This is a genomic window from Colwellia sp. E150_009 (assembly GCF_053543955.1).
Genome location: NZ_JBHFOM010000001.1, coordinates 1 through 22,846 on the forward strand (window position 1 = coordinate 1; position 22,846 = coordinate 22,846).

Here is a 22,846-nt window from a genome sequence, read left to right on the forward strand (position 1 = left end):
GTAACTATGTTTACTCAATTTTCCTTGTTCTAAGCTCGCTAATGAAGCTCTGAGTTGGGAAGAAATTTAATCAAATTGGTATAACTTCTATTTATCCCATCGCTTTCATGATTGTCGATTTTAATTTTTTTAGGAATTTTTCCTATATAAGGTTTACTTCTTGCTGGGTAGCATAACCTTTTAATAATAAAAGGTTAGAACAAAATGACGCTGAAACCAACACTCATTAGTATAGCTATATTGTCATCGCAGTTAGTTATTTCCTATACAATACAAGCCGAAGAACAAATGCTAGCAGAAATAGAAAAGCTCACTGTTACGGGAATTTTACCCGATCGACTTGAAGCGGTTGCTGGGTCATTTGATATTATTGATGAAGAATATCTTGAGTCTCGTCGACCGTTATCCATTAATGAACAACTTAGAACTTTACCTGGTGTAATGGTTGTACCTGATGGCAGCATGAGCTTTGATTTAAACATTGGTATTCGTGGTCAGAACCCACGACGAAGTGCCAAAACTATGGTCATGGAAGATGGAATACCGCTTCAATTGGCCCCCTATACAGACCCTGTTAATCATTATGCGACCCCTTCAACATCTGTTAGTCGTGTTGAGGTTGTTAAAGGTGCAGGACAAATTTTGTATGGCCCACAAACATTAGGTGGGGCTGTGAACTTTGTAACTAAAGCCACTCCACGTAATGGTGAAGTTGAAGGGAGTGTGACATCGATATTTGGTAATCAAGATTTTCGTGGTTTGCATGGTAATGTTGGTTTTGGTAATGAAACAGGTGGTTTTATTTTTGATTTTTCACAAAGTAAAGGCGATGGCATTTTTAATGATAGCCAATATGATGTTATGGACTATCGCTTTAAAAGTGAATTTAACATTACCGCACATCAAACTTTAGGTCTGAAATTAGTTCATACGAGAGATCGTCGTAATCAAACTGAAAATTATTTAACGCAAGATGAATATGCTAATGACCCTTATTTTCATCCAACGGTTGAGTTAGATAAGTGGCAACAAAATCGTGATGTTGCTCAGTTAACACATAAACTTGAAATAAATGATAACCTTTCTCTTAAGTCACATGCTTATTACACTGATACTTTCCGTAACGGTTTACGTGGTAGTAATAGTGGTAGAAAAGTTAATGGTGCATGGGAATCACGATTACGTAACTGTGATGCAGTGGGGGATATAAATGGCGATGGTAGAGTAACAACATCAGACATTGGCAATACTGATATCAATATTTGTGGTGGTCGTCATGCCCCTCGTCAGTATTATACGTGGGGCGTAGAGAGCCGTGCAGATTTTGGTCATGGTTTATTTGGGGTGGAGAATGACGCTATTGTTGGTCTTCGTTACCATCAAGAACAAGCTCATCGTGAACAAGTTTATGCGGTTAATACCACCCAGCGTTTAAATTACAAGTTAGCCTTACTTGAAGGCGAAGATCGTGAAGGAACGCGTCTGAATGCCTACGCATTGTCATACTATGCTCAGAATACGACTTATATTGATAATTGGTCTGTAACAGCAGGTTTTCGTGTAGAAGATGTTCGAACAAGCGACAGTGATGATTTCTCTTCTAATCGTGTTTCAGATAATTATACTGAATTTTTACCAAGCCTTGGTGTTGCTTGGAATGGTATAACCAATACAACCATTTTTGCAGGTGTTCACCAAGGCATTTCACCTTCCCGAGCTGACCGTGAGCTTGATGCTTCAGGTGCTCGTGCTGTACCAGAAGAAAGTACTTTGTTTGAATTAGGCATCAGAAGTCATTTCTTCAAAGGCGTTACTGTGTCAGGCGCTTTATTTCACAATGATATTGAAAATACTATTGTAGATAATGGGGCAACATTTGATAATAGTGGGAAAAGCGAGCAGCAAGGTATTGAATTATCCAGCAGGGTTAACTTTGGCGAGATTTATAACTGGAATAATAATATTTATTTATCAGGTTCATATACTAATTTATGGACTGCTGAATATATTAAAGCATCGGATCCTGCTAATGATGGTAATCGTATGCAGTATGCACCTAAGGATTTGTTGAACCTTGACTTAGGGTATGAGCATACCAGTGGCATTGATGTACGCCTTGGAGTTCAGCATATTAGTAATCAATTTGCTGATGATGAAAATACTCGGGTTGAAACAGGAAACGGTATTGAAGGTATAATTCCAAGTTATACCATTTGGAATACGACGATTAATTATTATATTCCAAACACGGGAGTGACATTCTTTGCTAGCGTAGAAAACTTGTTTGATAAAGAATACTTGGTGAGCCGCAATGAAGGTAAGTTGGCAGGGCGTGAACGTTTATTCTTTGGTGGTATCACCGTAGACTTCTAAGATTTTAGATGTCTCGTTATTGATTTTGATAAGGGCGCTACATGGATGTAGCTTATTAGAGAATGCAGGGCATATTTACCTGAATAACCATTCTCTGTAATCAATGTTTTGCCTTTAAGCCTTTAATTATCGTTAGTTGTTCAGTTTTTATGCCGAATGTTGTTATTAATCCTCTTTGGCAAAATCGATAAGGGTTTGACCCGACATACGATAACCTACCCATTCGTCTTGTGATTGTGCGCCGATAGACTGATAAAAGTCGCGAGAGGGTTGGTTCCAATCTAAACAGCTCCATTCAAATCGACCACAGTTATTTTGCAAAGCGATTTGTGCCATTTTTTTAAGTAATAATTTTCCTGCGCCTTTGCCGCGATGTTCAGGAGAAACGTAAAGATCTTCAAGGTAAAGTCCTGATTTTGCTAACCAAGTCGAATAGTTATAAAAATAGATGGCTATTCCTAATGCTTGTTCGCCTTGTAAGCAAATTAATGCATTTACATGGCTATTATCAGAAAAAATCGATTGTCTAATGGTTTCTTCTGTTGCCAATACTTCATGTTCGGCCTTTTCATAAATGGCTAACTCACGAATAAAATGTAGAATTAATGCTGTGTCTTCTGCAACTGCTTGGCGAATTGTTAAATTATTCAAAATGTGCTCCGTTATTTATTCTTGGACTATCATAACGTTTGATCGGCATTGTTTATAGAGTGTTTTTGTTTTTATTAGCGATAATAGTGCCATGATCAGGGTCGTATAATACTTCTGTTGTGATTTACAGTTAAAGACACATAGCATTGTGGGTATAATATAAGGTAGTACTAGGTAGTGAATGAATCATACTTTGGAATGATTTCAATTGACCTTTATAATTCTATCTTATTGTTATTTATTATCATTTTTGTTTTTTTCTTAAATTTCTTTCTGTTAGGCTGATTATATTTGGAAATATTCCATTACACTATCTCTAATAAGTGTAATCTAAGGAATCAACAAATGAAGTTAAAAAGTGCCGTTAGTTTTAGCTGTATTAGTTTTACGATGATATTGCCTGTATTTGCGCAAGACAGTGATGATATTGAAAAGATTAATATATACAGCCAAACCCCTATTTCAGCAAGTATCGCAGGTGATAGAAATCCCCTTGGCAGTGTACAAACGGTTAATGGTGCAATGCTAGTTCAATCGCAAGCGATTTCTCTAGCTGAACATATGAAGAATCAACTGGTCAGTTTGCACATAAATGATGTACAAAATAACCCTTTCCAACCTGATGTTCAATACCGAGGATTCACCGCTTCACCTTTATTGGGATTACCTCAAGGAATTTCGGTTTACTTAAATGGTATACGTTTTAATGAGCCTTTTGGTGATACGGTAAATTGGGATTTGATTCCATTGGCTGCGCTTGAATCTGTTTCTTTATATTCAGGCTCTAATCCTGCATTTGGTCAAAATACATTAGGTGGCGCATTAGCGCTACAAACAAAAAATGGTTTTAGCTACACACAAAATGAACTTGATGTACGCTTTGGCAGCTTTGGTCAGAAGCAATTTACAGTACAGTCTGGCGGTAATAAGGGTAATTGGGGGTATTATTTTATTGCGAATAAATACCAAGAAGATGGCTGGCGTGATTATTCTGAAAGTGAATTAAAGCAGTTGCTTACTACGCTTAGTTATGCGAGCAAAGAACATTCTTTTGATATTACTTACGCCGCCAATAAAAATGAATTATTAGGTAATGGTGCTGTGCCAGAACAATTGCCAGCATTGGCAAGTAGAAGTGCTATTTATACACAACCTGATAAAACCGCTAGCCGTTATCAACAGTTAAGTCTTAAAAGTGATAACTTGATAAACGATCAAATGTCGTGGCAGGCAACAGCCTATTACCGACATAATGAAATTAATAGTATTAATGGCGATGATAGTGATTACGAAGAATGTGAATCTGGTCTACTCTATAGTTTATGCGAAGGAGATGAAGACGATGATGATGAAATGGAAGATGAGGCAGAAACTGAAATAGGGGAACTAGAGCGAGTTCATTTTGTAGGATATGATGAAGATATATGGTTAAGTGAACTCACTGATATTGATGCTGATTCAATAGATGGTACCTACAATACGGGTTTTACTGATAATAAAAGTTATGGTGCTGCACTGCAATTTGTCAGATTAAGTCAAGTTGATACTTCTACATTTATTGGTTCATTTGATAACGAGTTTATTTTTGGTTTAGGAATTGATAAGGCTGATATTGATTTTAGTAGTGATACCGAGTTTGCTATATTGCACAATGACTCGGTCGATGATGATCGTTCGGTCACTGGTATTGGTTTATTTGATGCAGAATCTCGGGTTCGTTTAAAAGTAAAAACTCAACAAGAATATGTTTATTTTCTTAATGCATTTTCTTTTGGTGACAAATTTACACTAAATATTGCTGGGCGATATAATCATGCCCATGTGAGTATGCAGGATCAGATAGACAGTGGTGAAGGTTCACTCAATGGTGAACACTATTTTAATCGCTTTAACCCCGCCATTTCAGGTAATTACCAGTTAAACGAACACATGTTATTTAAACTTAGTTATAGTGAATCTTCAAGGATGCCTAGTCCAGCAGAATTAAGCTGTGCGGATGAAAATGACCCTTGCAAACTGCCTAATGGCTTTGTTGCTGATCCACCGCTTGAGCAAGTGGTTGTAAAAACTACAGAAGCATCTATACATTATAATATTGAGAATTTTTCTGCATTAGCTACTGTGTTCTCTACCCAAAGTTATGACGATATTATTTTCCAACAGGCAGGTAACAAATCTAATCAGGGTTATTTTATTAATCTTGATAAAACTCAACGTCAAGGTATTGAATTAGCACTGTCAACTCAAGTAAGTACAGTTGATTTCGGTGCTAGTTATAACTTTTTAAAAGCAACATTTGAATCACCTTTTGTTTCTTTTAGTCCTGTAAATCCGCTTGGAGCAAATAGACAAGTGAGTAAAGGGGATGAAATTCCAGGTCAACCTAAACATCAAGTCAAGTTTCATGCAAATTGGCAAATCAATGATGATGTGAACATTGGTACTGAATTTTTATATGCCTCATCTTCTTATTATCGTGGTGATGAAGCGAATGAAAATAAGAAAATTCCATCATATTCGGTGACTAATATATATCTTAACTATCAAGTTAGCCCGCAATTACGCTTATCAGCTAAAGTGGATAACCTCTTTGATCGTCATTTTGAAACTTTTGGTACATATGGGGAAGCAGATGAAGTATTAGAGGATATTTATCCTGATGCTGAATTTGATGAATATTTTGTTGGGCCATCACGACCTCGCTCTGCTAGCATCAACCTTAACTATCAATTCTAATACGTCTATTTTATTGCATTAGTTTTAGGTTATCTATTGGCCAATCACTTCTTTGAAATAGGCATGATTGGTGAGTGATAGAAAAACAATATGCTCACTAAAAGAGGAGGTTTGTCATACTAAAGGAGGAAAGTATTGTGCAATAAGTCCGTATAGCATTGGAGTATCTTTTATTAAACCTGAGAGCAGTCGATGTACCAACAATGTTATCGTGTTTTTATACCGTGTTTTACTTTATCGTTAATAAGCCTTTCAAGTGTTTATTCAAACTTAGCTATTGCAGAAAATAATCAAAAAATAGAACAAACGGATTCTAACGCAACTGAGATTATTGTGGTTACTGGCAGTAAGCAAGCATCTAATTTATTGAATGTTGCTGGTAATATTGATCGTATCTCAACAGAAGATATTGAAACTGTGAATTCGGTTCACCCAAGTGATATTTTGAATCGAGCAACTGGTGTTCATATTCAAACAAATAATGGTATGGAATCGCTTCCTGCTTTGCGTTCACCTGTTTTAACTGGCCCTGGCGCAGCAGGAGCTTTTTTGTTTTTAGAAGACGGCATTGCAACAAGATCTGCAGGGTTTGCGAATAATAATGGCTTGTCAGAGTTAAATTTAGCCCAAGCAGGGAGTGTAGAAATAATTAGAGGTCCTGCAAGCGCTGTTTATGGATCTAATGCCGTGCACGGTGTGTTAAATGTGTTAACTAAGGCGCCTAGCGATGAAGGCGAAGTATCTTTATTACTTGGTCCAAATGAAAGGTATCAACTACAGGGTACTGTTGGTCAAGATATGGGACAACATGGCATAAGTGGTAATTTTCAAGCAATTGATGACGGTGGGTACAGAGATAACAGCGGCTTTAGTTCTTTTAAAGTGAATGGCAGACATGATTATGAAGAGGGAAAAGACAGTATAAGTACGCTTATTTCAGGCTTTGTACTTGATCAAGATACAGCGGGTTTTATTTCATCTGATGATAATGGTGGTGAGTGTTATAGCTCAGATTATAGCGGTGAAAACTTATATAAAGACCGTGATGCGATGGAAAAAAATTGTGATGTGGATGCCTATCGTAAATGGTCATCAGTACGTATCGCTTCACATTGGCAGCGTAAATTAAGTGAAGAAACGCAATTGAGTATTACGCCGTATTTTAGATCTAACCAAATGGAGTTTAGTCAGCATTATTTGCCTTCACAAGCGATAGAAGAAAATAGTCACTATAGCTTTGGAGTTACAAGCCAATATTATTGGGATATTGACCCCAGCATAGCGCTTGTTATGGGGATAGACGCCGAATGGACTAAAGGAGAGCTGACACAAACCCAGTTAAAATCTGATACCTTTAGTTATGGCAAAGCACGCCAACAAGGGATTCATTATGACTATGAGGTTGAAGCATCAACAATAGCGCCTTACGTTCAAGGTGATTGGCAAGTGACTGATGCGTTGAAACTCACAGGTAGTTTTCGCTTTGATACCATTTTATATGAATACGATAACTTAGTCGCTAATGGCACAACTAAAGCTGATGGTAGTAGTTGTGTGAATAATTCTGCTGAAGCTGTACCTTGCCTATTTTTACGCCCCGCTGACAGTGATGATCGCTTTAATAATACCAGCACAAAGCTCGGTATTAATTATCGCTTAAATAAAAATACGGCATTATTTGGTGCATGGTCTCAAGGCTTTAGAGCACCACAAACAACAGATTTATATCGTTTACAAAAACAACAAGTAGTAGGTGAAATCGATTCAGAAGAAATTAATAGCACTGAGATTGGGGTTCGCGGTGTTAGCGATAAACTTCAGTATGAAGTAGTCATTTATCATATGACCAAGAATAATTTTTTCTTTCGTGATGCGCAAGGTTTAAACGTAACGGATAGCGAAACATCACATCAAGGTCTTGAATTAGGTATTAATTATGATATTAGCCACAATATCAGCTTAGCGGTAAATTATAGCTACGGCCAGCATGAATATGAATCGGACCGTCTAAACAGTGGGGTTATAAAAGGTAATGAGATTGATACCGCACCAAAACACCTTGCTAATACCCGATTAAGTTGGTTACCAACAACTGACACTAAGCTTGAATTAGAGTGGTTACATATGGGCGATTACTACTTAGATCCGGCCAATGAACATGAATATGCAGGTCATAATTTGTGGCAATTAAGGGGCAGTTTGCAATTAAATAGTCAGGTTAAATTGTTTGCTCGTGTTGAAAACTTAACGGATGAAAAATATGCCAGTCGCGCTGATTATGCTTTTAATTCATATCGCTTCTTTGGTGGACAACCTCGTGCACTTCACCTTGGTATGAGTGTTAATTTTTGATTCTAATGTGTACTATGCGTTTAATTAAATGAGTAATAGGGTACGGGTTAAAACTTAAAAGAGTAAGCAACATGAATAAATGTTTTTTTAGCATAGCACTATTTATATTATTATCGCTTCAAGTGCAGGCTCAACCTACTGTTCGTGTTGGTGTACTAAAATTTGGTACCGTTAACTGGGAAATTGATGTAATAAAACATCACCAGTTAGACAAAAAATATAAATTTAACTTAGAAGTAACACCGTTAGCCAGCAAAAATGCGTCGGCAGTAGCATTACAAAGTAATGCCGTTGATATTATTCTTACGGATTGGCTTTGGGTAAATCGTCAACGTTTTGAGCAAAAAAGCTATACTATTTTTCCAACGTCTATGACAACGGGTGGGTTGTACGTAGATGCTAATTCAGGTATTGAGTCTTTAGCCGATCTTAAAGGAAAAAAGATCGGCATTGCTGGCGGTGCTGTTGATAAGAGCTGGTTATTACTTCAAGCTTACAGTCAAAAAAAATATGGGCTTGATTTAAAAAAAGAAACTGAACCTACCTTTGCTGTACCCCCGTTATTAAATCGATTGATGTTGCGAGGAGATTTAGCCGCAGTGATTAATTTTTGGCATTACGGTGCTAGGCTCAAAGCTGCGGGATTTCAGCAACTTATTACTATACCTGAGATGCTTAATGGGCTTGGTATAAATGCTCAAATTCCATTGTTAGGTTGGGTATTTGATCAAACATGGGCTAATACAAATGGCGAAGCTTTGAATCGATTCTTACATGCATCAGCAGAAGCCAAGCAACTATTATCTTCTTCTGAAGATGAATGGCATCGTATTCGTCCCTTGATTAAAGCAGAAAATGATACTGTATTTAATACGTTGATGGATGATTATCGTGCAGGCTTGCTATCTCAATTTACTAGTAAAGAAATAGAGGCAAGTAAACGCATATTTGAAATATTATCAAGGCAAGGGGGGAGTGCGTTAGTAGGTAAAGCGACAGCATTACACGAAGGCACATTTTGGCAGGGAAACTCATTGGATAGCACCTTAACTTTATACCCAAAGGCTGATTAATGAGTTTTTTTCTTTTTAAGAATTTAGCTGAATCACAAAGTAATGTAGAAACACATCTTGTTAGGAGAGGTACTTCTATTATGGGAATGTCTAAAGATTTATTTTCCTTTTTACTGACCAAACTTTCAATTATTACTTTTTTTGCACTGTCGTGGCAAGGTGCGTCTTGGTTGCTAGATAGCTCAGATTTTCCTTCGCTGATTGCCGTAATCAATAGCTTTCAGTTTCACCTCAATGAAGGAGACATGGTAACTAATATTCTGATCACTTTACGGCGCGTGTTATTGAGTTTTACTATTGCTATGCTGCTCGGTGGTATTATCGGAATTTTGATGGGTGTCAATGCATGGCTAAATAAGTTTACTGATTCTTTACTTATTATTTTACTTAATATACCAGCGTTAGTGACTATTTTGCTGTGTTACATATGGATTGGTTTAGTTGAAGCAGCAGCGATTGCGGCAGTGGTGATTAACAAAGTACCCACGGTTGTTGTGATGATAAGAGAAGGGGCTCGAACCGTTGATAAGGATTTATTAGCGGTGGCTAAAATTTACCAATTATCACCCCGTGCTACTTTTTTTAAGGTGTTTTTACCGCAACTTTATCCTTATATTATAGCCTCTGCTCGTTCTGGTTTATCTTTAATTTGGAAAATTGTTTTAGTGGTTGAGCTGCTAGGGCGAAGTGATGGTGTAGGCTTTGCCCTAAATACATTATTTCAGTTTTTTGATATTGCTGGAATTCTTGCTTATACCCTTGCCTTCGTTTTGATTGTTTTGCTTATTGAAATACTCTTTTTTAAACCTTTTGATAAACTGGTAGCAAGAGGTAATCATTTTGATTGAACTGAATGTCGTTATTAAAAATAAGCATTATGTTAATAATAACGTTAACAGTAATAACACGGTATTGGCGCAGGTAGAATTTAGCGTAAAACGCGGTGAATTTATTGCTATTATTGGTCCTTCAGGGTGTGGAAAAACCACTTTACTTAATATGATCAGTGGCATTGAAAAATGCGATGGACACCTCATTACTTACTGTAAGAATGATGAAAAAAAGCAAGAACCCTATCGAGTTGGTTATATTTTTCAACAACCCAGATTGATGCCATGGCTTACAGTTAGAGAAAATATAGCGTTGGTTTTACAACCCAACCAGTATGATCAAATTGAACCTTTACTCACTCAAGTGGGGTTAGCTGGTAAAGGGGAATATTTTCCACGTCAGTTGTCTGGCGGTATGCAACGGCGAGTGAGTATTGCGCGTGCTTTTGCGATAAACCCACATTTATTATTATTAGACGAACCTTTTAATTCGCTAGATGCACCAACAGCTAACCGATTACGACAATTGTTAATAGACTTGTGCGAACAACGAGGTACTACGGTTATTTTTGTCACCCATGATTTACAAGAAGCTATTTATCTAGCTGATCGAATACTTTTTATGAGTGACTCACCTGGTAGCATTATTCATCAATGTAATGTTGATATACCTAAACCACGCCAAGAATCGGGCGTGTCTGAGCTAAAATGGCAGATGCAACTGATGACAAGGTTTCCAGCATTACTCTCTGGAAAATTGACTAGCTGTTAAAACACACTTCTTTTTTATCTTCTCCTCCTTGCTCCTACTAAAGCATTAAGCTTTTTGTTTACGTCTAAAGCACAGCTAATTTGCCTAAGTTGACTGATTCTCTTTAAGTAACGTTGTTTTTATGATGATTGAACACTAATAACGATAAAACAGGAAGCATGAAAATGACTAAACGATTTAAAGTAAGTTTGATTACAGCAACATTGGCTATGGCAGCATTTAACGCAAGCGCTGCAGTTGAATTGTATAATAACGATGAAGGAATGACTTTCACAGCCGATGGTCTAATTAACATCTTTTATTCTAGCAGTGATACTGACATGACTGATGCTGCTGGCGCAGAGACAAACAGCAAACAGTCACGTGTGAGAACTGGCTTCTTACCAAGCTATATTGGTTTAAACTCTAGCAACCAAGTAGGTGATTATAAAGTCGCTACGCGTTCTTCTTTTTGGGTTACTCTTAGTGATACAGACGCAAGTCGCGGTGCAACAGCTGCTGGTACGCAAACAGGAATTGATGTTCGTCAATTTTATGCCACAGTAAGTGGTGACTTCGGTGAAGTGTTATTGGGTAAAGATTTTGGTTTATTTAACCGTGCTAATATTTTTGGCGATGAACTATTACTGGGTTATGGTCAAACATCTAACACGCTTGGTTTAGTTGATGGCGGTAATGTCTCTTTTGGTAACATTGCTACGGGTTACACTTATGCTTTTCCAAAAGCACAAATTACCTATAGAACACCTGATATGAGCGGCTTTAAATTAGCGGTTGGTATTATGGACCCTAATAAGTTATCTGCTGATTCAGATGAAGATATGCCCCGTTTTGAAGCTGAATTAACCTACGACACGACTTTTGATGAAGGTTCATTAAAAGCTTGGGTTAACGGTATGTCACAATCAAGTGAAGTTGCGGGTGTTGATCAAGATCAATCAGGTGTTGGCTATGGTGTTAACGTTAAATTTTCAGGTGTATCACTAACGGCTTCTGGTTTTAGCGCTGAAGGTGTAGGTCATGTTGCAGGTTTAGATCAGTTTGTTGGAGCTGACACGATTGATACTGATGGTTACCTAGTACAAGCCTCTTATACAATGGGTGATAACCGTTTTGTATTATCTTACGGTCAATCGACAATAGATGACAATGCAGTAGAGACAGAAAGTAGTAATACCAATATCTCTTATTTCAGAACAGTTATTCCTGGAGTTACTGTAGTAGCTGAATTAAACAAAACTGAAATAGATAATAATAATGCTTTGGATCTAACGGCAGAAGAGAATAACGTCATCTCAATTGGTGCCGTTGTAACTTTCTAATTTTTTATTAAGTAAAAATTTAACGAAAAAAAGTAAGTTAAAAAAAGTAGCAGAGATAATTTTTCTGCTACTTACCAATCAATTTATATACCTAAAAGATGGGTTTTCTACAACTATAGGAGGGTTACTTTATTATGAGTAATTTGCTATGGTTAGTTAGTTATTCATTTTTCGGTCGTTGGTTTATGTACAAAATTTTAGTTGCAGATGATCATCCGCTATTTAGAGACGCCATTGTTAATATTATCGGCATCAAATTCCCCGGTTCTACCACCTATGAAACAGAAGATATTGAGTCAACACTCGCCTGTGTTAAAGAGAACGATGAAATAGACTTAATATTATTAGATCTTAATATGCCTGGTATGTCAGGTCTTAATGGTTTACTAGACTTACGGAATCAATGTCCAACAACTCCCATTGTGATTGTGTCTGCGGAACAAGAAAAACAGAAAATATTACAAACGCTTTCTTATGGTGCTGTAGGTTTTATTGCCAAGTCTTCTTCAAAAGAAACCATTGGTGAAGCGATAGAAAGTGTTTTTCAAGGAAATATGTATTTACCCTCAGATATCATGCGCGCTCAAGCTAATGTAGCAACAACTAAAAAAGAATTTGAAGCTTCACCTGAAAATATTGCTTTACTTACCCGTCGGGAACTAATTGTGCTACAACACCTGATTAAAGGCGAAGCGAATAAAGAAATTGGTTTTAATTTGCATATCTCTGAAACTACAGTTAAGTCCCATGTTTCGTCTATTCTTAAAAAATTAGGTACGTCAAATCGAGTTAAAGTGGTGCTTGGTTGTAGCGATATAGATTTTAATCAATATTTAAAACGTTAGTTGACTTTGTTACCATGTTTGTCATTTCAATTTTACTGTTAATTGGTTATAAAACATGCCAGAAAAATTACCAATTTCAATTCAAGTTTGTGACGAATTAGCACAACAATTCATTAAAATCATCTCGATAAGTAACAAACTTGAGGCTCAGCTTAACTTTCAAACGATGACTGCTAATTGGTACAGTGACGAAGATAGTATTTGGTTTGTTCGGCTATATATAGAAACACCACAAACCTTCCTTACTCAAAAAAAACGCCAAGCTCATCAAGCCGTGCATACTTATAGTGATGATGCCTTTGGTTATTTTGATGCAGAAGTAAAAGAGCAAGTGTTAATTTGTTACATTGCAATTACAGATACGGAATTAACTATGCTAAATCAACAAACCAAATTAGTTGAAGGGTTATTGCATGTTAAACTTGAAAAACTACTTCAATTAATTGCTAACGATTTGAAATTAAATTCTTTTTGATTAGAAATTACATTCATTTATTTTGATAAAATCTGTTTGCTCATGTCAATAAATCGCGCCCGACTTGATCGTGTTATTAGTGAAAAGTGTGCAGTTAACCGAAAAAAAGTTCGCCTTTTACTCGCACAAAAACGCATTTCAGTTGATGGCATTATTGCAACTGACATTGCTCAAGCAGTTAATAAATTTTCAGTCATATCACTAGATAATAATATCATTCAACAGCACAAACCCTTATATATCATGCTTCATAAGCCTGTAGGTGTTGTTTGTGCAACCAAAGATGATAAACACAGTACCGTAATAGACTTGTTAGGAACTTCATTTACCGATGATGAAAAAGCCAGCTTACATATAGTTGGGCGGTTAGATTTAAATACCTCTGGATTGGTTTTGCTTACCAATGATAGTCGTTGGTCTGAATACTTATCATCTCCGTTAAGTAAAGTGTCTAAACACTATATAGTCACGTTGAAAAACCCCGTAACTGAAGACTATATTCAAGCATTTTCACAAGGCATGTACTTTGCTTTTGAAAACATAACAACCAAGCCTGCTATTTTGAAGATTCTTTCACCTTATCAAGCCGAAGTTAGCTTAATGGAAGGTCGTTATCATCAAATAAAAAGAATGTTTGGTCGCTTCAATAATCCAGTCGTTGCTTTACATAGAACCTCAATAGGAGATTACGTGTTAGATGAAAACTTGATGGTAGGAGAGAGTAAATCAATTGCTTTAAACAATGATTTGATGAGAATTTTATAAGGTATCAACTAAAATCACTTGATCTGCTTGTTAACAAATTATAACGATTAACATGACTTTGTTATATACTGATATAAATCATTTAACCTTTAAATAAAATAATTAAGAACTTAACAACATGAAACTATCTTTTTGCTCCGCTATAAGCCTTACGTTTATTTTAATGGGTTGTTCTAGCAGTAATGATGTTTGCGAAGATGTCACTTTAGCGTCTGAACAAATTCAACAATGCCAAATTTTACAACGTCAAATAGTGAATGCCAAAGGTCAGCCTCTAATTCGCACCGAACTTGAGCGTAGATATCAGCAAGACTGTATTGATGTTCGCTATTATCGTGATGAAAAACAACAGGCTATTTGCGGTAACAAACATAAAACAGAAGAAATAAAAAATAAAATGAATACAGAAGCAAATAAACATTAATACATTAAGTTTTAGTAATTCAAGTTTGCTAAAGTGGATTTTTTGTTAATAAAAGTTCATTATGATTATCTGAAAGTTTTATGTAATTAAATGATGATAAGTTGTTGAGATGGCGATTTTTATTTATGACTGATGTTCAATCAAAAAAACATGGGAATACTGTTATACAGAATAAAAAAGAGCAAGATTACGACGCTAAGTTGCTAATGCTGCAAGAAAAATATAATAACTTGCAACTGCGTTACAGTGCCTTATTTAATTTAAATCGATTGTCTCAAGAATGCGATGACTTAGTTCATTTTTACCCACAGGTGCATAGTACTATTCGTTCATTAATGACCGCTGAAAACTTTTTCATTGTGACTTATGACCAAACTTTTTCTACCTTAGAGTTTGTTTATTACGTAGATGAAAAAGATGAAGGCCCTGTTGGGGTTATTGACTATCAGGATTATGCAGGCTCCTTTACTTCTTTAATTATAGATTCGTCCCAGCCTTTATTAATCACGCCAGAGTTAGAAAAAAAATTAGAAGAAAATGGTAAACTTAAACATCATGGCACCACAGGAACAGATTGGTTAGGCGTACCATTATTACACAATGATTTAGTGATTGGTGTCATGGTTGTGCAAAGCTATTCCGAAGAAACACGCTATTCAGAACAAGATCTACATATGTTAACTTTTGCAGGGCAGCATGTGGTTGGCGCTATGGTTCGTTTACAGGATAAAGAACGCTTAACCAGTGCGGTAAATGCTCGAACGCAAGAGTTAATGGCACAAATACGAGAACGTGAAAAATCAGAATTATTACAAGAATCTTTGTACCGTATTTCTGAATTAGCAAATGATGCAAGTTTTGACATTAATGTGTTTTATTCAAAAGTGCATAATATTGTCGGTCAATTGATTAATGCGACCAATTTTTTTATTGCTAAATACCATCAAGATGACGATACCATAGAGTATGTCTATGTTGTTGATGAAGGAACAAGCGACTCACAACGTTTTTTTCAAACAAGAAAGTTATCTGATCATTTTTCTGAGTTGGTTATTCGCCAGCAAAAAACGGTTTTGCTATCTAAACAAGATATGGAGGCGTTATACCAAAAGGGTGAAACCAGAAAACCAACCCTTAACGAACACTCTTGGTTAGGTGTTCCGTTACGATATTCTGGTAAGTTATTAGGGGTAATGGTTATTCAAAGTTATACGCCACAAACAACTTATAGCCAGCAAGATGCTGAATTACTTAACTTTGTCTCTAATCATGTGTCTTCTGCGATTAAACGTCGTGAAACGTCTGATATAGAAAGGCAAAGTCATGAGCTATTAGAGCAACAGGTTAAACTAAGAACATTAGCCTTAGAAGAAGAAATCATACAACGTAAAGAGGTTGAAAAGAAACTCAAGCACACTGCCTCACATGATAACTTAACAGGGTTACCCAATAGAGGTGTATTTGTTGATTTATTAAATCATGCGATTGCCTGTAACAAGCGTAAACCCGAATTATCTTTTGCTATATTATTCCTAGACCTTGACCGATTCAAAGTAGTAAATGATAGTTTAGGGCATCATGCTGGTGATACCTTATTAAAATTAATTGCACTTGAACTGTCTGCCATTTTACGAGCAAAAGATACCGTAGCTCGACTGGGTGGGGATGAGTTTGTTATTTTAATAGAAGACTTAGATTCGGATAGAGAAGCCTTTGAAATTGCTAAGAGAATTACCGAGCTTTTAAAAGAACCATTCGTGATTAATAATCAATTAGTTTTTACAGGTACCAGTATTGGTATTTTGTTCAGTGATACTCGCTATGACGATGCTGATACCATGTTGAGAGATGCTGATACTGCAATGTATCATGCTAAAGACAGTGGTAAGGGGCGTTATGAAGTGTTCGATGCGAGTATGCATCAAAGGGTACAAAATGCCTTAACACTTGAAGCAAACATTAGGGAAGCCATTGAAAATGAGGAGTTTATTCCTTATTATCAGCCTATTCTTAGATTAGAAAATGAAGAAGTAAAAGGTTTTGAAGCGTTAGCTCGATGGCCGAGTGACAAACGTGGTTTTGTTTTTCCTGATGAATTTATTCCGTTAGCAGAAGAAACTAATTTAGTGCAAGCTATTGATTTTCAAATAATGAAAAAATCATGTCAGCAGTTAAAAATATGGCAAGAAGCATTATCCTGCCAAGATCTTTATGTTAGTTGTAACCTATTTTGTAATCAGTTTTTTAGTCCTACACTGCCTAAGGATATTGAAAATATTTTAACGGAAACAGGTGTAAAACCTGAAAATTTAAGAGTTGAGTTAACAGAACGCGCTCTATTGGAGAATACAGAAATAGTCCTGTCTAATATGAAAGCATTAAAGCGTTTGGGGGTGAAAATACTACTTGATGATTTTGGTACTGGCTATTCTAGTTTAAGTTATTTACACCGTTTTCCTATTGATGTGTTAAAAATAGATCGATCGTTTATCAATAATGTTCATGAGCATGAAAACAATAGAGCCATTATCAAAACTATTGTCGATTTAGCTACTAACCTAAATATGGCAACGGTGGGTGAAGGAATTGAAAATGCTGAAGATGCTAAGCTTCTTCAAAAAATGGATTGTGCTTACGGACAAGGTTTCTACTATGCGAAACCTATGCCTGCTAGTGAAATGGAAGCCTATATTAGTAATAAAACCAAGCATAAAAAATAATCTAATCAGACATGATTACGCTAAAGCGCGTTAATTGCTAAATTCCGCAATAGTGATGTTTGTTTTAACACTTTTACCTTGACGATAAAGTTTAAATACTAATACGGTATTTGGGCTTGTTTCTGCAACAATGTCTAATGCTTGTACAATACTATTAATAGGTTGATCTGCAATTTGGTAGATCACATCTCCTGCTTGAATTCCTCCTAGTTGCGCTGGGCTATTAGGACTAACAGATTCAACTACAATTCCTTTAGTATCCGTTAAATAACGTGTTGCAGAAATACCTAACCAGCCACGAACCACGCGGCCATTTTCAATAATTTGTCGCATTATTTTAGCCGCTAATTGATAAGGTACAGCAAAGAATATACCTTGTACGTTGAGTTGTGGGGTAGACTCGGTAAATTTCCTTGAATTAATACCAACTAATACACCGTTTGTGTTAATTAAAGCACCACCAGAATTGCCATTATTGATTGCGGCATCCATTTGTAGAAAATTTAAATAACTGGTGTTACTTAAGCCACTACGACCTGTGGCACTAATAATACCTTGGGTTACTGTTTGACCTAAATTTAAGGGGTTTCCAATTGCGAGAACAATATCACCAGCAAGCGGTTGCTGATTTTTGTTTTGTGGAATAGATGGTAAATTGCTCGCATTAACTTTTAAAACAGCTAAATCGGTGACTTGATCAAAACCAATTAATTGTGCTGGAAATTGTAAGCCGCTTTGTAAAACCACATGAATAAGATCTGCATTTTGAATTACGTGTAAATTCGTTAAAATATAACCATTAGACTCCATAATAACACCTGAACCTAATGTGGTTGTTTTTCTAGCTTCTCTACCATACCCAGGGCTTGATTGTATGTCTTCAGAATAAATATTCACTACGGCAGGGCTAGCAATGCTAACGGCCTTTGCAAAAGAAAGTGGAGGAGGTGTCTTTTTTTCAGAACGTAATAATTGTTTTATCAGCGTGTTATCATTTGAATTAGGTGCTAGTAATAACACGGCAACCGCGAATAATACTCCATAACTAACAGAATTTATTATGTACTTTAATGTTTGTTTTAGTTTCAAAGGATATTTTCCAGTAGGGTCGTTATTGTCATAATGATAATTATTTTTATTTTTTTGAGTTTACCACAAAACTTTAGGCTACGAAGCGCTTATAGCAATTTGATTAAATTTATTACAGGCTAAATAAAAAAGGCTAGTTTTCACTAGCCTTTTTACGTAAGTCTGAACCGTACTAGATAAAGCGCCTACCGAATCATTAAATATTGAGCGTAATTATCACGAATAATATTTAAGGCAAAAACACCTTCTTTATCTTTTAAATAACTACGTAAATCAGCTACATTATTAATGCGAGTGCGGTTAATACCTGTAATTAAATCGCCTGATTGTAACCCCACAGCCTGTGCTGGTGAGCCGTCTTTAACGTCACTGACAATAACACCAGCGTTATTGCTCTTGTTTTCTAGTTTGGCACCTTCAAACATGCGATGAATTGAAGCTGCAGCTACATTATTTGCTTGTGATTGTTTTAACTTCACATCAAATGCTTTTTCTTTACCATTTCGTACAATAGTTAATTCCACTTCTTTACCAGCACCTATCGAGCCTATTTTTCCACGTAACTCATTAAAGGTTCTTATAGACTTACCATTTATTTTAGTAATTACATCACCTGGTTTAATACCCGCCTCATCAGCTGCTGAATCAGGCATTACTTGTTCAATAAAGCCACCTTGATTGGTTTCTAACTCCATTGCTTTCGCCAGTTCGCTCGTTACACTACGACCTGAAACACCTAATACACCGCGATGTACTTCGCCAAATTCAATAATTTGTTTAACCAAGTTATGCATCATGTTACTTGGAATCGCAAAGCCAATACCAATATTCCCGCCGTTGGGGCCTAAAATAGCTGTATTTATCCCAATTAACTCGCCGCGTAAATTTACTAACGCACCGCCAGAGTTGCCACTATTTATCGCGGCATCAGTTTGAATAAAATCTTCATAATCTTCAATGTTCAGGCCACTACGGCCTAAAGCGCTAACAATACCAGACGTAACGGTTTGACCTAAGCCAAACGGACTGCCAATAGCAATGGCAAAATCACCAACGCGTAACTTGTCAGAATCAGCGATCTTAATTTCAGTTAATTCGTCAGCATCAATTTGCAATAAAGCAATGTCACTATCAGCGTCAGAGCCAATTTTTTTCGCTTCAATCTGACGACCATCTTTAAGAGTGATTAAAATCTCATCTGCTTTTTCAATAACATGATTGTTAGTAACAATATAGCCTTCTTTCGCATCAATAATAACGCCTGATCCTAAACCACGAAAAGGACGTTGATGCACTTGATTGGGATTTTGACTTCGATTACCAAAAAAACGAAAAATTTCAGGAATATTTGATTTTATTTCATGAGTTCCCTTTACGGCAATACTGACCACCGCAGGGGTAGATTTTTCTAACATTGGCGCAAGGCTTGGCAATGTTTTATCATCAACACTGCTTGGCCAAATAGAGTAGGCGTGGGCATCGATTGGTACAAGTGAACTAGAAAGTAATACAGCGCTTAGAAAAGCGGATAATGAGACAGTAGATAACTTTTTCATATGAAATAATTCTCCTAAAACTAAATTTAATTAATTTAATATAAAATAAATATACCTCAAAATAGACTAAGCAAAAAACCTTTGGTTCACAAATGCCTTGTGAGCATTTGTAACACTATATTTCTGATTCATAAGGAAAAGAATAAATAATTCAATTCACCGATGATTTGTCTTGTTGTTTTTGGTCAATAAATAAACCACTCGCTTCACCTGAATAATCAAGTGGGGCTTGAGGATTTGATTCTTCAGGCTTGGCAACACGTTTTGGGTGTCTTAAGCCCGCTGTTTGTGCCAATTGATCTTGTGTCTCTTGTGAAAAAAAAGGCATACCGTCAACATCACTCGCTGTTACTTGTTGTAATAACTGAGTACTTTCTTCCATTTGTTTCATTGCGGTTTGGCAAGTTTCGTTCATTTGTTCTAACAAATTTGCAGAGCTTGCTAAGTGATCTGCAACATCCAATTTATATTGAGATAAAGCGGCTTCACTTTTACTTACTTGCTCTGATAATTTACGTCGTTCTTGATTTGAAGAAGACAAAAAGTGATTGGTAAAAAAACCAATAATCGCGCCAACAACAAAAATGATTAATGCGCTTACGACTGTCATAGGAATACCTTAAATATATTGAAAATAAAATTTGTGATTAATTAATTCAGTTATGGTTTACAATAATATAATGCTAACGTAATTTTGTGTAGTGATAACTTCTCATATCAATAAAATATGTGGCAATTTTTATTTTTCAAGTAACAACAGACAAGCCAAGTATGGTTCACGCATGATTAAACTTTCTCCTATTAGTAAATATAAACAAGATTTAACAAAAGATGATTTTCTTTTTGATGCTGCTCAAGAAAATGCAGTATTACATTTACAAAGACTCTATGAAGATTTACAAACTAAACCAATAGAAGTGTCTAGCTTTAAAAAAGTATTAAATCGTTGGAAAAAAGTCTATAAAAAACAAGATGAAACCTCTATTAAAGGTCTGTATTTCTGGGGAGGAGTAGGTAGAGGTAAAACTTATTTGGTTGATACTTTTTATGATTGCCTTCCGTTTGAAAATAAAATGCGTGTTCATTTTCATCGTTTTATGCACAGAGTTCATCAGGAACTAAAAGCGTTAACGGGAAAGTCGGATCCTTTAAAAATTATTGCCAAAAAGTTTGCTGAAGAAACGCGGATTATTTGTTTCGACGAATTTTTTGTGTCAGATATTACGGATGCTATGATTTTAGGTACTTTATTTGAAGAATTATTTGCTCACCATGTTATTTTAGTGGCAACGTCAAATATTATCCCTGATCAATTGTATCGAAATGGCTTACAGCGTGAACGATTTTTACCTGCCATTAAATTGATTAATGAGCACACCGAGATTGTTAATGTTGATAGTGGCGTTGATTACAGATTACGAACGTTAGAACAGGCTGAAATCTACCATTCTCCACTTGATCAACGCGCTAGTGATAATTTGCAACTTTATTTTAAACAGCTGTCTTATGAAGAAGGTAAGAAAAATGTTGATATTGAGATAAATAATCGACAGTTACCCACTGTTTGTGTTGCGGATGGTATTGTTTATTTTGATTTTTCTGTACTTTGTGAAAGTGCTCGAAGCCAAAGTGATTATATGGAAATTAGTCAACTTTATCACACGGTGTTAATAGCGAATGTAAAACAAATGGGTCAAGAAAGTGATGACAGTACTAGACGTTTTATTGCCTTAGTTGATGAGTTTTATGAGCGAAATGTAAAGCTTATTATGTCTGCAGCAATGCCAATGGAATCACTATACAGTGGTGGTAATTTAGCCTTTGAATTTAAGCGTTGCTTAAGCCGTTTGCAAGAAATGCAGTCACATGACTACTTGGCTAGTGAACACTTACCGTAGAGAAGTTGCGAGTGAAGAGTTGAATAATATGAAAAGGACATCTCATAATTCGCAACTTTCTTTTTACGTGACTTAGGGACTTAGGTTAATACATTAACGTATAAAGTTTACGGCGATATTTTGTGGCTAGTACGTCACCATCAGGTAACGCTTTTAAGACATCTAAAAAAAGTGTTTTGCTTTTATCTTTGGTTTGTTCATCACCTGCTTGCACTAATCTAAATAAAATTTTCAACGCATCTTCATAACGATTAACTTGACTGTATTGGCTGGCAAGTTGATGTTGAATATCTATATCTGTTGGGTTGTTTGCAAATTGGGCTTCTAGGGTTTGTATCTCAGGTGAATTAGCGGCTTCGTTTGCTAGCTCTAACTTAGCTAATAATGCTTTGTAATAGCTGTCTTGATCGACTAGTTTTATGGTGTCAATCAAGGCTTGTGCCTCTTGTATTTTGCCTGTTTGAATATACACATCAATTAATAGTAATTTAATATCTGCGCGTTGGTCATCAAGTTGATATGCCTGCAATATTGCATTTTGTGCATCATTTAAGTTATTTTCAGCTAAAGCAGATTGAGCCTTGGCAACTAATATATCTTCTTCTTTTGGTAAATGTTTATCCAAAAATGTTGCGATAGTTTCATCTGTTTGTGGGCCAGAAACACCATCAAGGGGTTGACCATCTTTAACTAAAATAGCGGTAGGCAAGCCCTGAATACCAAATTGTTGTGCTATTTGTTGTTGTGTTTCGCAATCTACCGACGCCATGAGTATTTGATCTGTAAAAGGCGCTGTTTTTGCTGATAATTTATCTTTTAACTCAACACTTTCAGGAATTTGTTGTGCCCAAAAAGCGACCAACACGAGTTTGTTTTTTGATTCTTCCAACACAATTTGTTGAAAGTTTTCTAAGGTAATGGCAGTCATATTTTAATCACTCTTGTTCGATGTAAATTATTTTTTA

The 22,846-nt window shown here is 36.1% G+C and carries 18 protein-coding genes; 13 read left to right on the forward strand and 5 right to left on the reverse strand.

The genetic code is table 11. From position 1 onward, the window contains the following. Positions 1–204 precede the first annotated feature (204 nt). Positions 205–2,373, forward strand: a complete 2,169-nt coding sequence (locus ACE1OF_RS00005; protein ID WP_448891752.1) for a TonB-dependent receptor family protein — start codon at positions 205–207, stop codon at positions 2,371–2,373. Between the two features lie 165 nt (positions 2,374–2,538). On the opposite strand, the gene ACE1OF_RS00010 is transcribed toward ACE1OF_RS00005, so the two are convergent. After that, complete coding sequence (locus ACE1OF_RS00010) at positions 2,539–3,027, reverse strand: N-acetyltransferase family protein (protein WP_448892082.1); 489 nt, start codon at positions 3,025–3,027, stop codon at positions 2,539–2,541. A gap of 342 nt (positions 3,028–3,369) precedes the next feature. On the opposite strand from ACE1OF_RS00010, the gene ACE1OF_RS00015 reads away from it, so the two are divergent. From ACE1OF_RS00015 to ACE1OF_RS00065, 11 genes are all read left to right on the forward strand, one after another. Beyond that, complete coding sequence (locus tag ACE1OF_RS00015; RefSeq protein WP_448891754.1) at positions 3,370–5,760, forward strand: TonB-dependent receptor; 2,391 nt, start codon at positions 3,370–3,372, stop codon at positions 5,758–5,760. A 192-nt stretch (positions 5,761–5,952) separates the two neighbouring features. Beyond that, a complete protein-coding gene (locus ACE1OF_RS00020) occupies positions 5,953–8,112 on the forward strand; it encodes a TonB-dependent receptor (protein ID WP_448891756.1) in 2,160 nt (719 codons plus the stop codon). A gap of 71 nt (positions 8,113–8,183) precedes the next feature. Further along, the gene (locus tag ACE1OF_RS00025; protein WP_448891758.1) at positions 8,184–9,185 is read left to right on the forward strand and encodes an ABC transporter substrate-binding protein; all 1,002 of its coding nucleotides are present in this window, start codon (positions 8,184–8,186) and stop codon (positions 9,183–9,185) included. Beyond that, positions 9,185–10,033 (forward strand): ABC transporter permease, encoded by an 849-nt coding sequence (locus ACE1OF_RS00030; RefSeq protein WP_448891760.1) that lies wholly within the window; start codon positions 9,185–9,187, stop codon positions 10,031–10,033. The genes ACE1OF_RS00025 and ACE1OF_RS00030 overlap by 1 nt, the downstream gene beginning before the upstream one ends. Next, entirely contained in the window at positions 10,026–10,787 is a 762-nt protein-coding gene (locus tag ACE1OF_RS00035) for an ABC transporter ATP-binding protein (RefSeq protein ID WP_448891762.1), read from the forward strand. Before ACE1OF_RS00030 ends, ACE1OF_RS00035 begins: the two co-directional genes overlap by 8 nt. Positions 10,788–10,951: 164 nt before the next feature. Further along, positions 10,952–12,109: a porin gene (locus ACE1OF_RS00040; RefSeq protein ID WP_448891764.1), complete on the forward strand. Its 1,158-nt coding sequence runs from the start codon at positions 10,952–10,954 to the stop codon at positions 12,107–12,109. 185 nt (positions 12,110–12,294) lie between these two features. After that, positions 12,295–12,954 carry a response regulator gene (locus tag ACE1OF_RS00045; RefSeq protein ID WP_448892084.1) on the forward strand — a complete coding sequence of 220 codons (660 nt, stop codon included), beginning with the start codon at positions 12,295–12,297 and terminating at the stop codon, positions 12,952–12,954. A 55-nt stretch (positions 12,955–13,009) separates the two neighbouring features. Beyond that, entirely contained in the window at positions 13,010–13,429 is a 420-nt protein-coding gene (locus tag ACE1OF_RS00050) for a hypothetical protein (RefSeq protein WP_448891766.1), read from the forward strand. A gap of 42 nt (positions 13,430–13,471) precedes the next feature. Beyond that, a complete protein-coding gene (locus ACE1OF_RS00055) occupies positions 13,472–14,194 on the forward strand; it encodes a 16S rRNA pseudouridine(516) synthase (protein WP_448891768.1) in 723 nt (240 codons plus the stop codon). A gap of 118 nt (positions 14,195–14,312) precedes the next feature. After that, a complete protein-coding gene (locus ACE1OF_RS00060) occupies positions 14,313–14,618 on the forward strand; it encodes a hypothetical protein (RefSeq protein WP_448891770.1) in 306 nt (101 codons plus the stop codon). Between the two features lie 125 nt (positions 14,619–14,743). Continuing rightward, positions 14,744–17,338: an EAL domain-containing protein gene (locus tag ACE1OF_RS00065; protein WP_448891772.1), complete on the forward strand. Its 2,595-nt coding sequence runs from the start codon at positions 14,744–14,746 to the stop codon at positions 17,336–17,338. Positions 17,339–17,368: 30 nt separating this feature from the next. Here ACE1OF_RS00065 and ACE1OF_RS00070 read toward each other — a convergent pair whose 3' ends face one another. From ACE1OF_RS00070 to ACE1OF_RS00080, 3 genes are all read right to left on the reverse strand, one after another. Further along, positions 17,369–18,427: a trypsin-like peptidase domain-containing protein gene (locus ACE1OF_RS00070; protein ID WP_448891774.1), complete on the reverse strand. Its 1,059-nt coding sequence runs from the start codon at positions 18,425–18,427 to the stop codon at positions 17,369–17,371. A 185-nt stretch (positions 18,428–18,612) separates the two neighbouring features. After that, the gene (locus tag ACE1OF_RS00075) at positions 18,613–19,983 is read right to left on the reverse strand and encodes a DegQ family serine endoprotease (RefSeq protein WP_448891775.1); all 1,371 of its coding nucleotides are present in this window, start codon (positions 19,981–19,983) and stop codon (positions 18,613–18,615) included. Positions 19,984–20,134: 151 nt separating this feature from the next. Next, positions 20,135–20,593: a YhcB family protein gene (locus ACE1OF_RS00080; RefSeq protein ID WP_448891777.1), complete on the reverse strand. Its 459-nt coding sequence runs from the start codon at positions 20,591–20,593 to the stop codon at positions 20,135–20,137. Positions 20,594–20,765: 172 nt separating this feature from the next. Here ACE1OF_RS00080 and zapE point away from each other — a divergent pair, with 172 nt between their 5' ends. Next, positions 20,766–21,881: a cell division protein ZapE gene (zapE, locus tag ACE1OF_RS00085; protein ID WP_448891779.1), complete on the forward strand. Its 1,116-nt coding sequence runs from the start codon at positions 20,766–20,768 to the stop codon at positions 21,879–21,881. Between the two features lie 85 nt (positions 21,882–21,966). On the opposite strand, the gene ACE1OF_RS00090 is transcribed toward zapE, so the two are convergent. Then, entirely contained in the window at positions 21,967–22,809 is an 843-nt protein-coding gene (locus ACE1OF_RS00090; protein ID WP_448891781.1) for a co-chaperone YbbN, read from the reverse strand. Positions 22,810–22,846 lie beyond the last annotated feature (37 nt).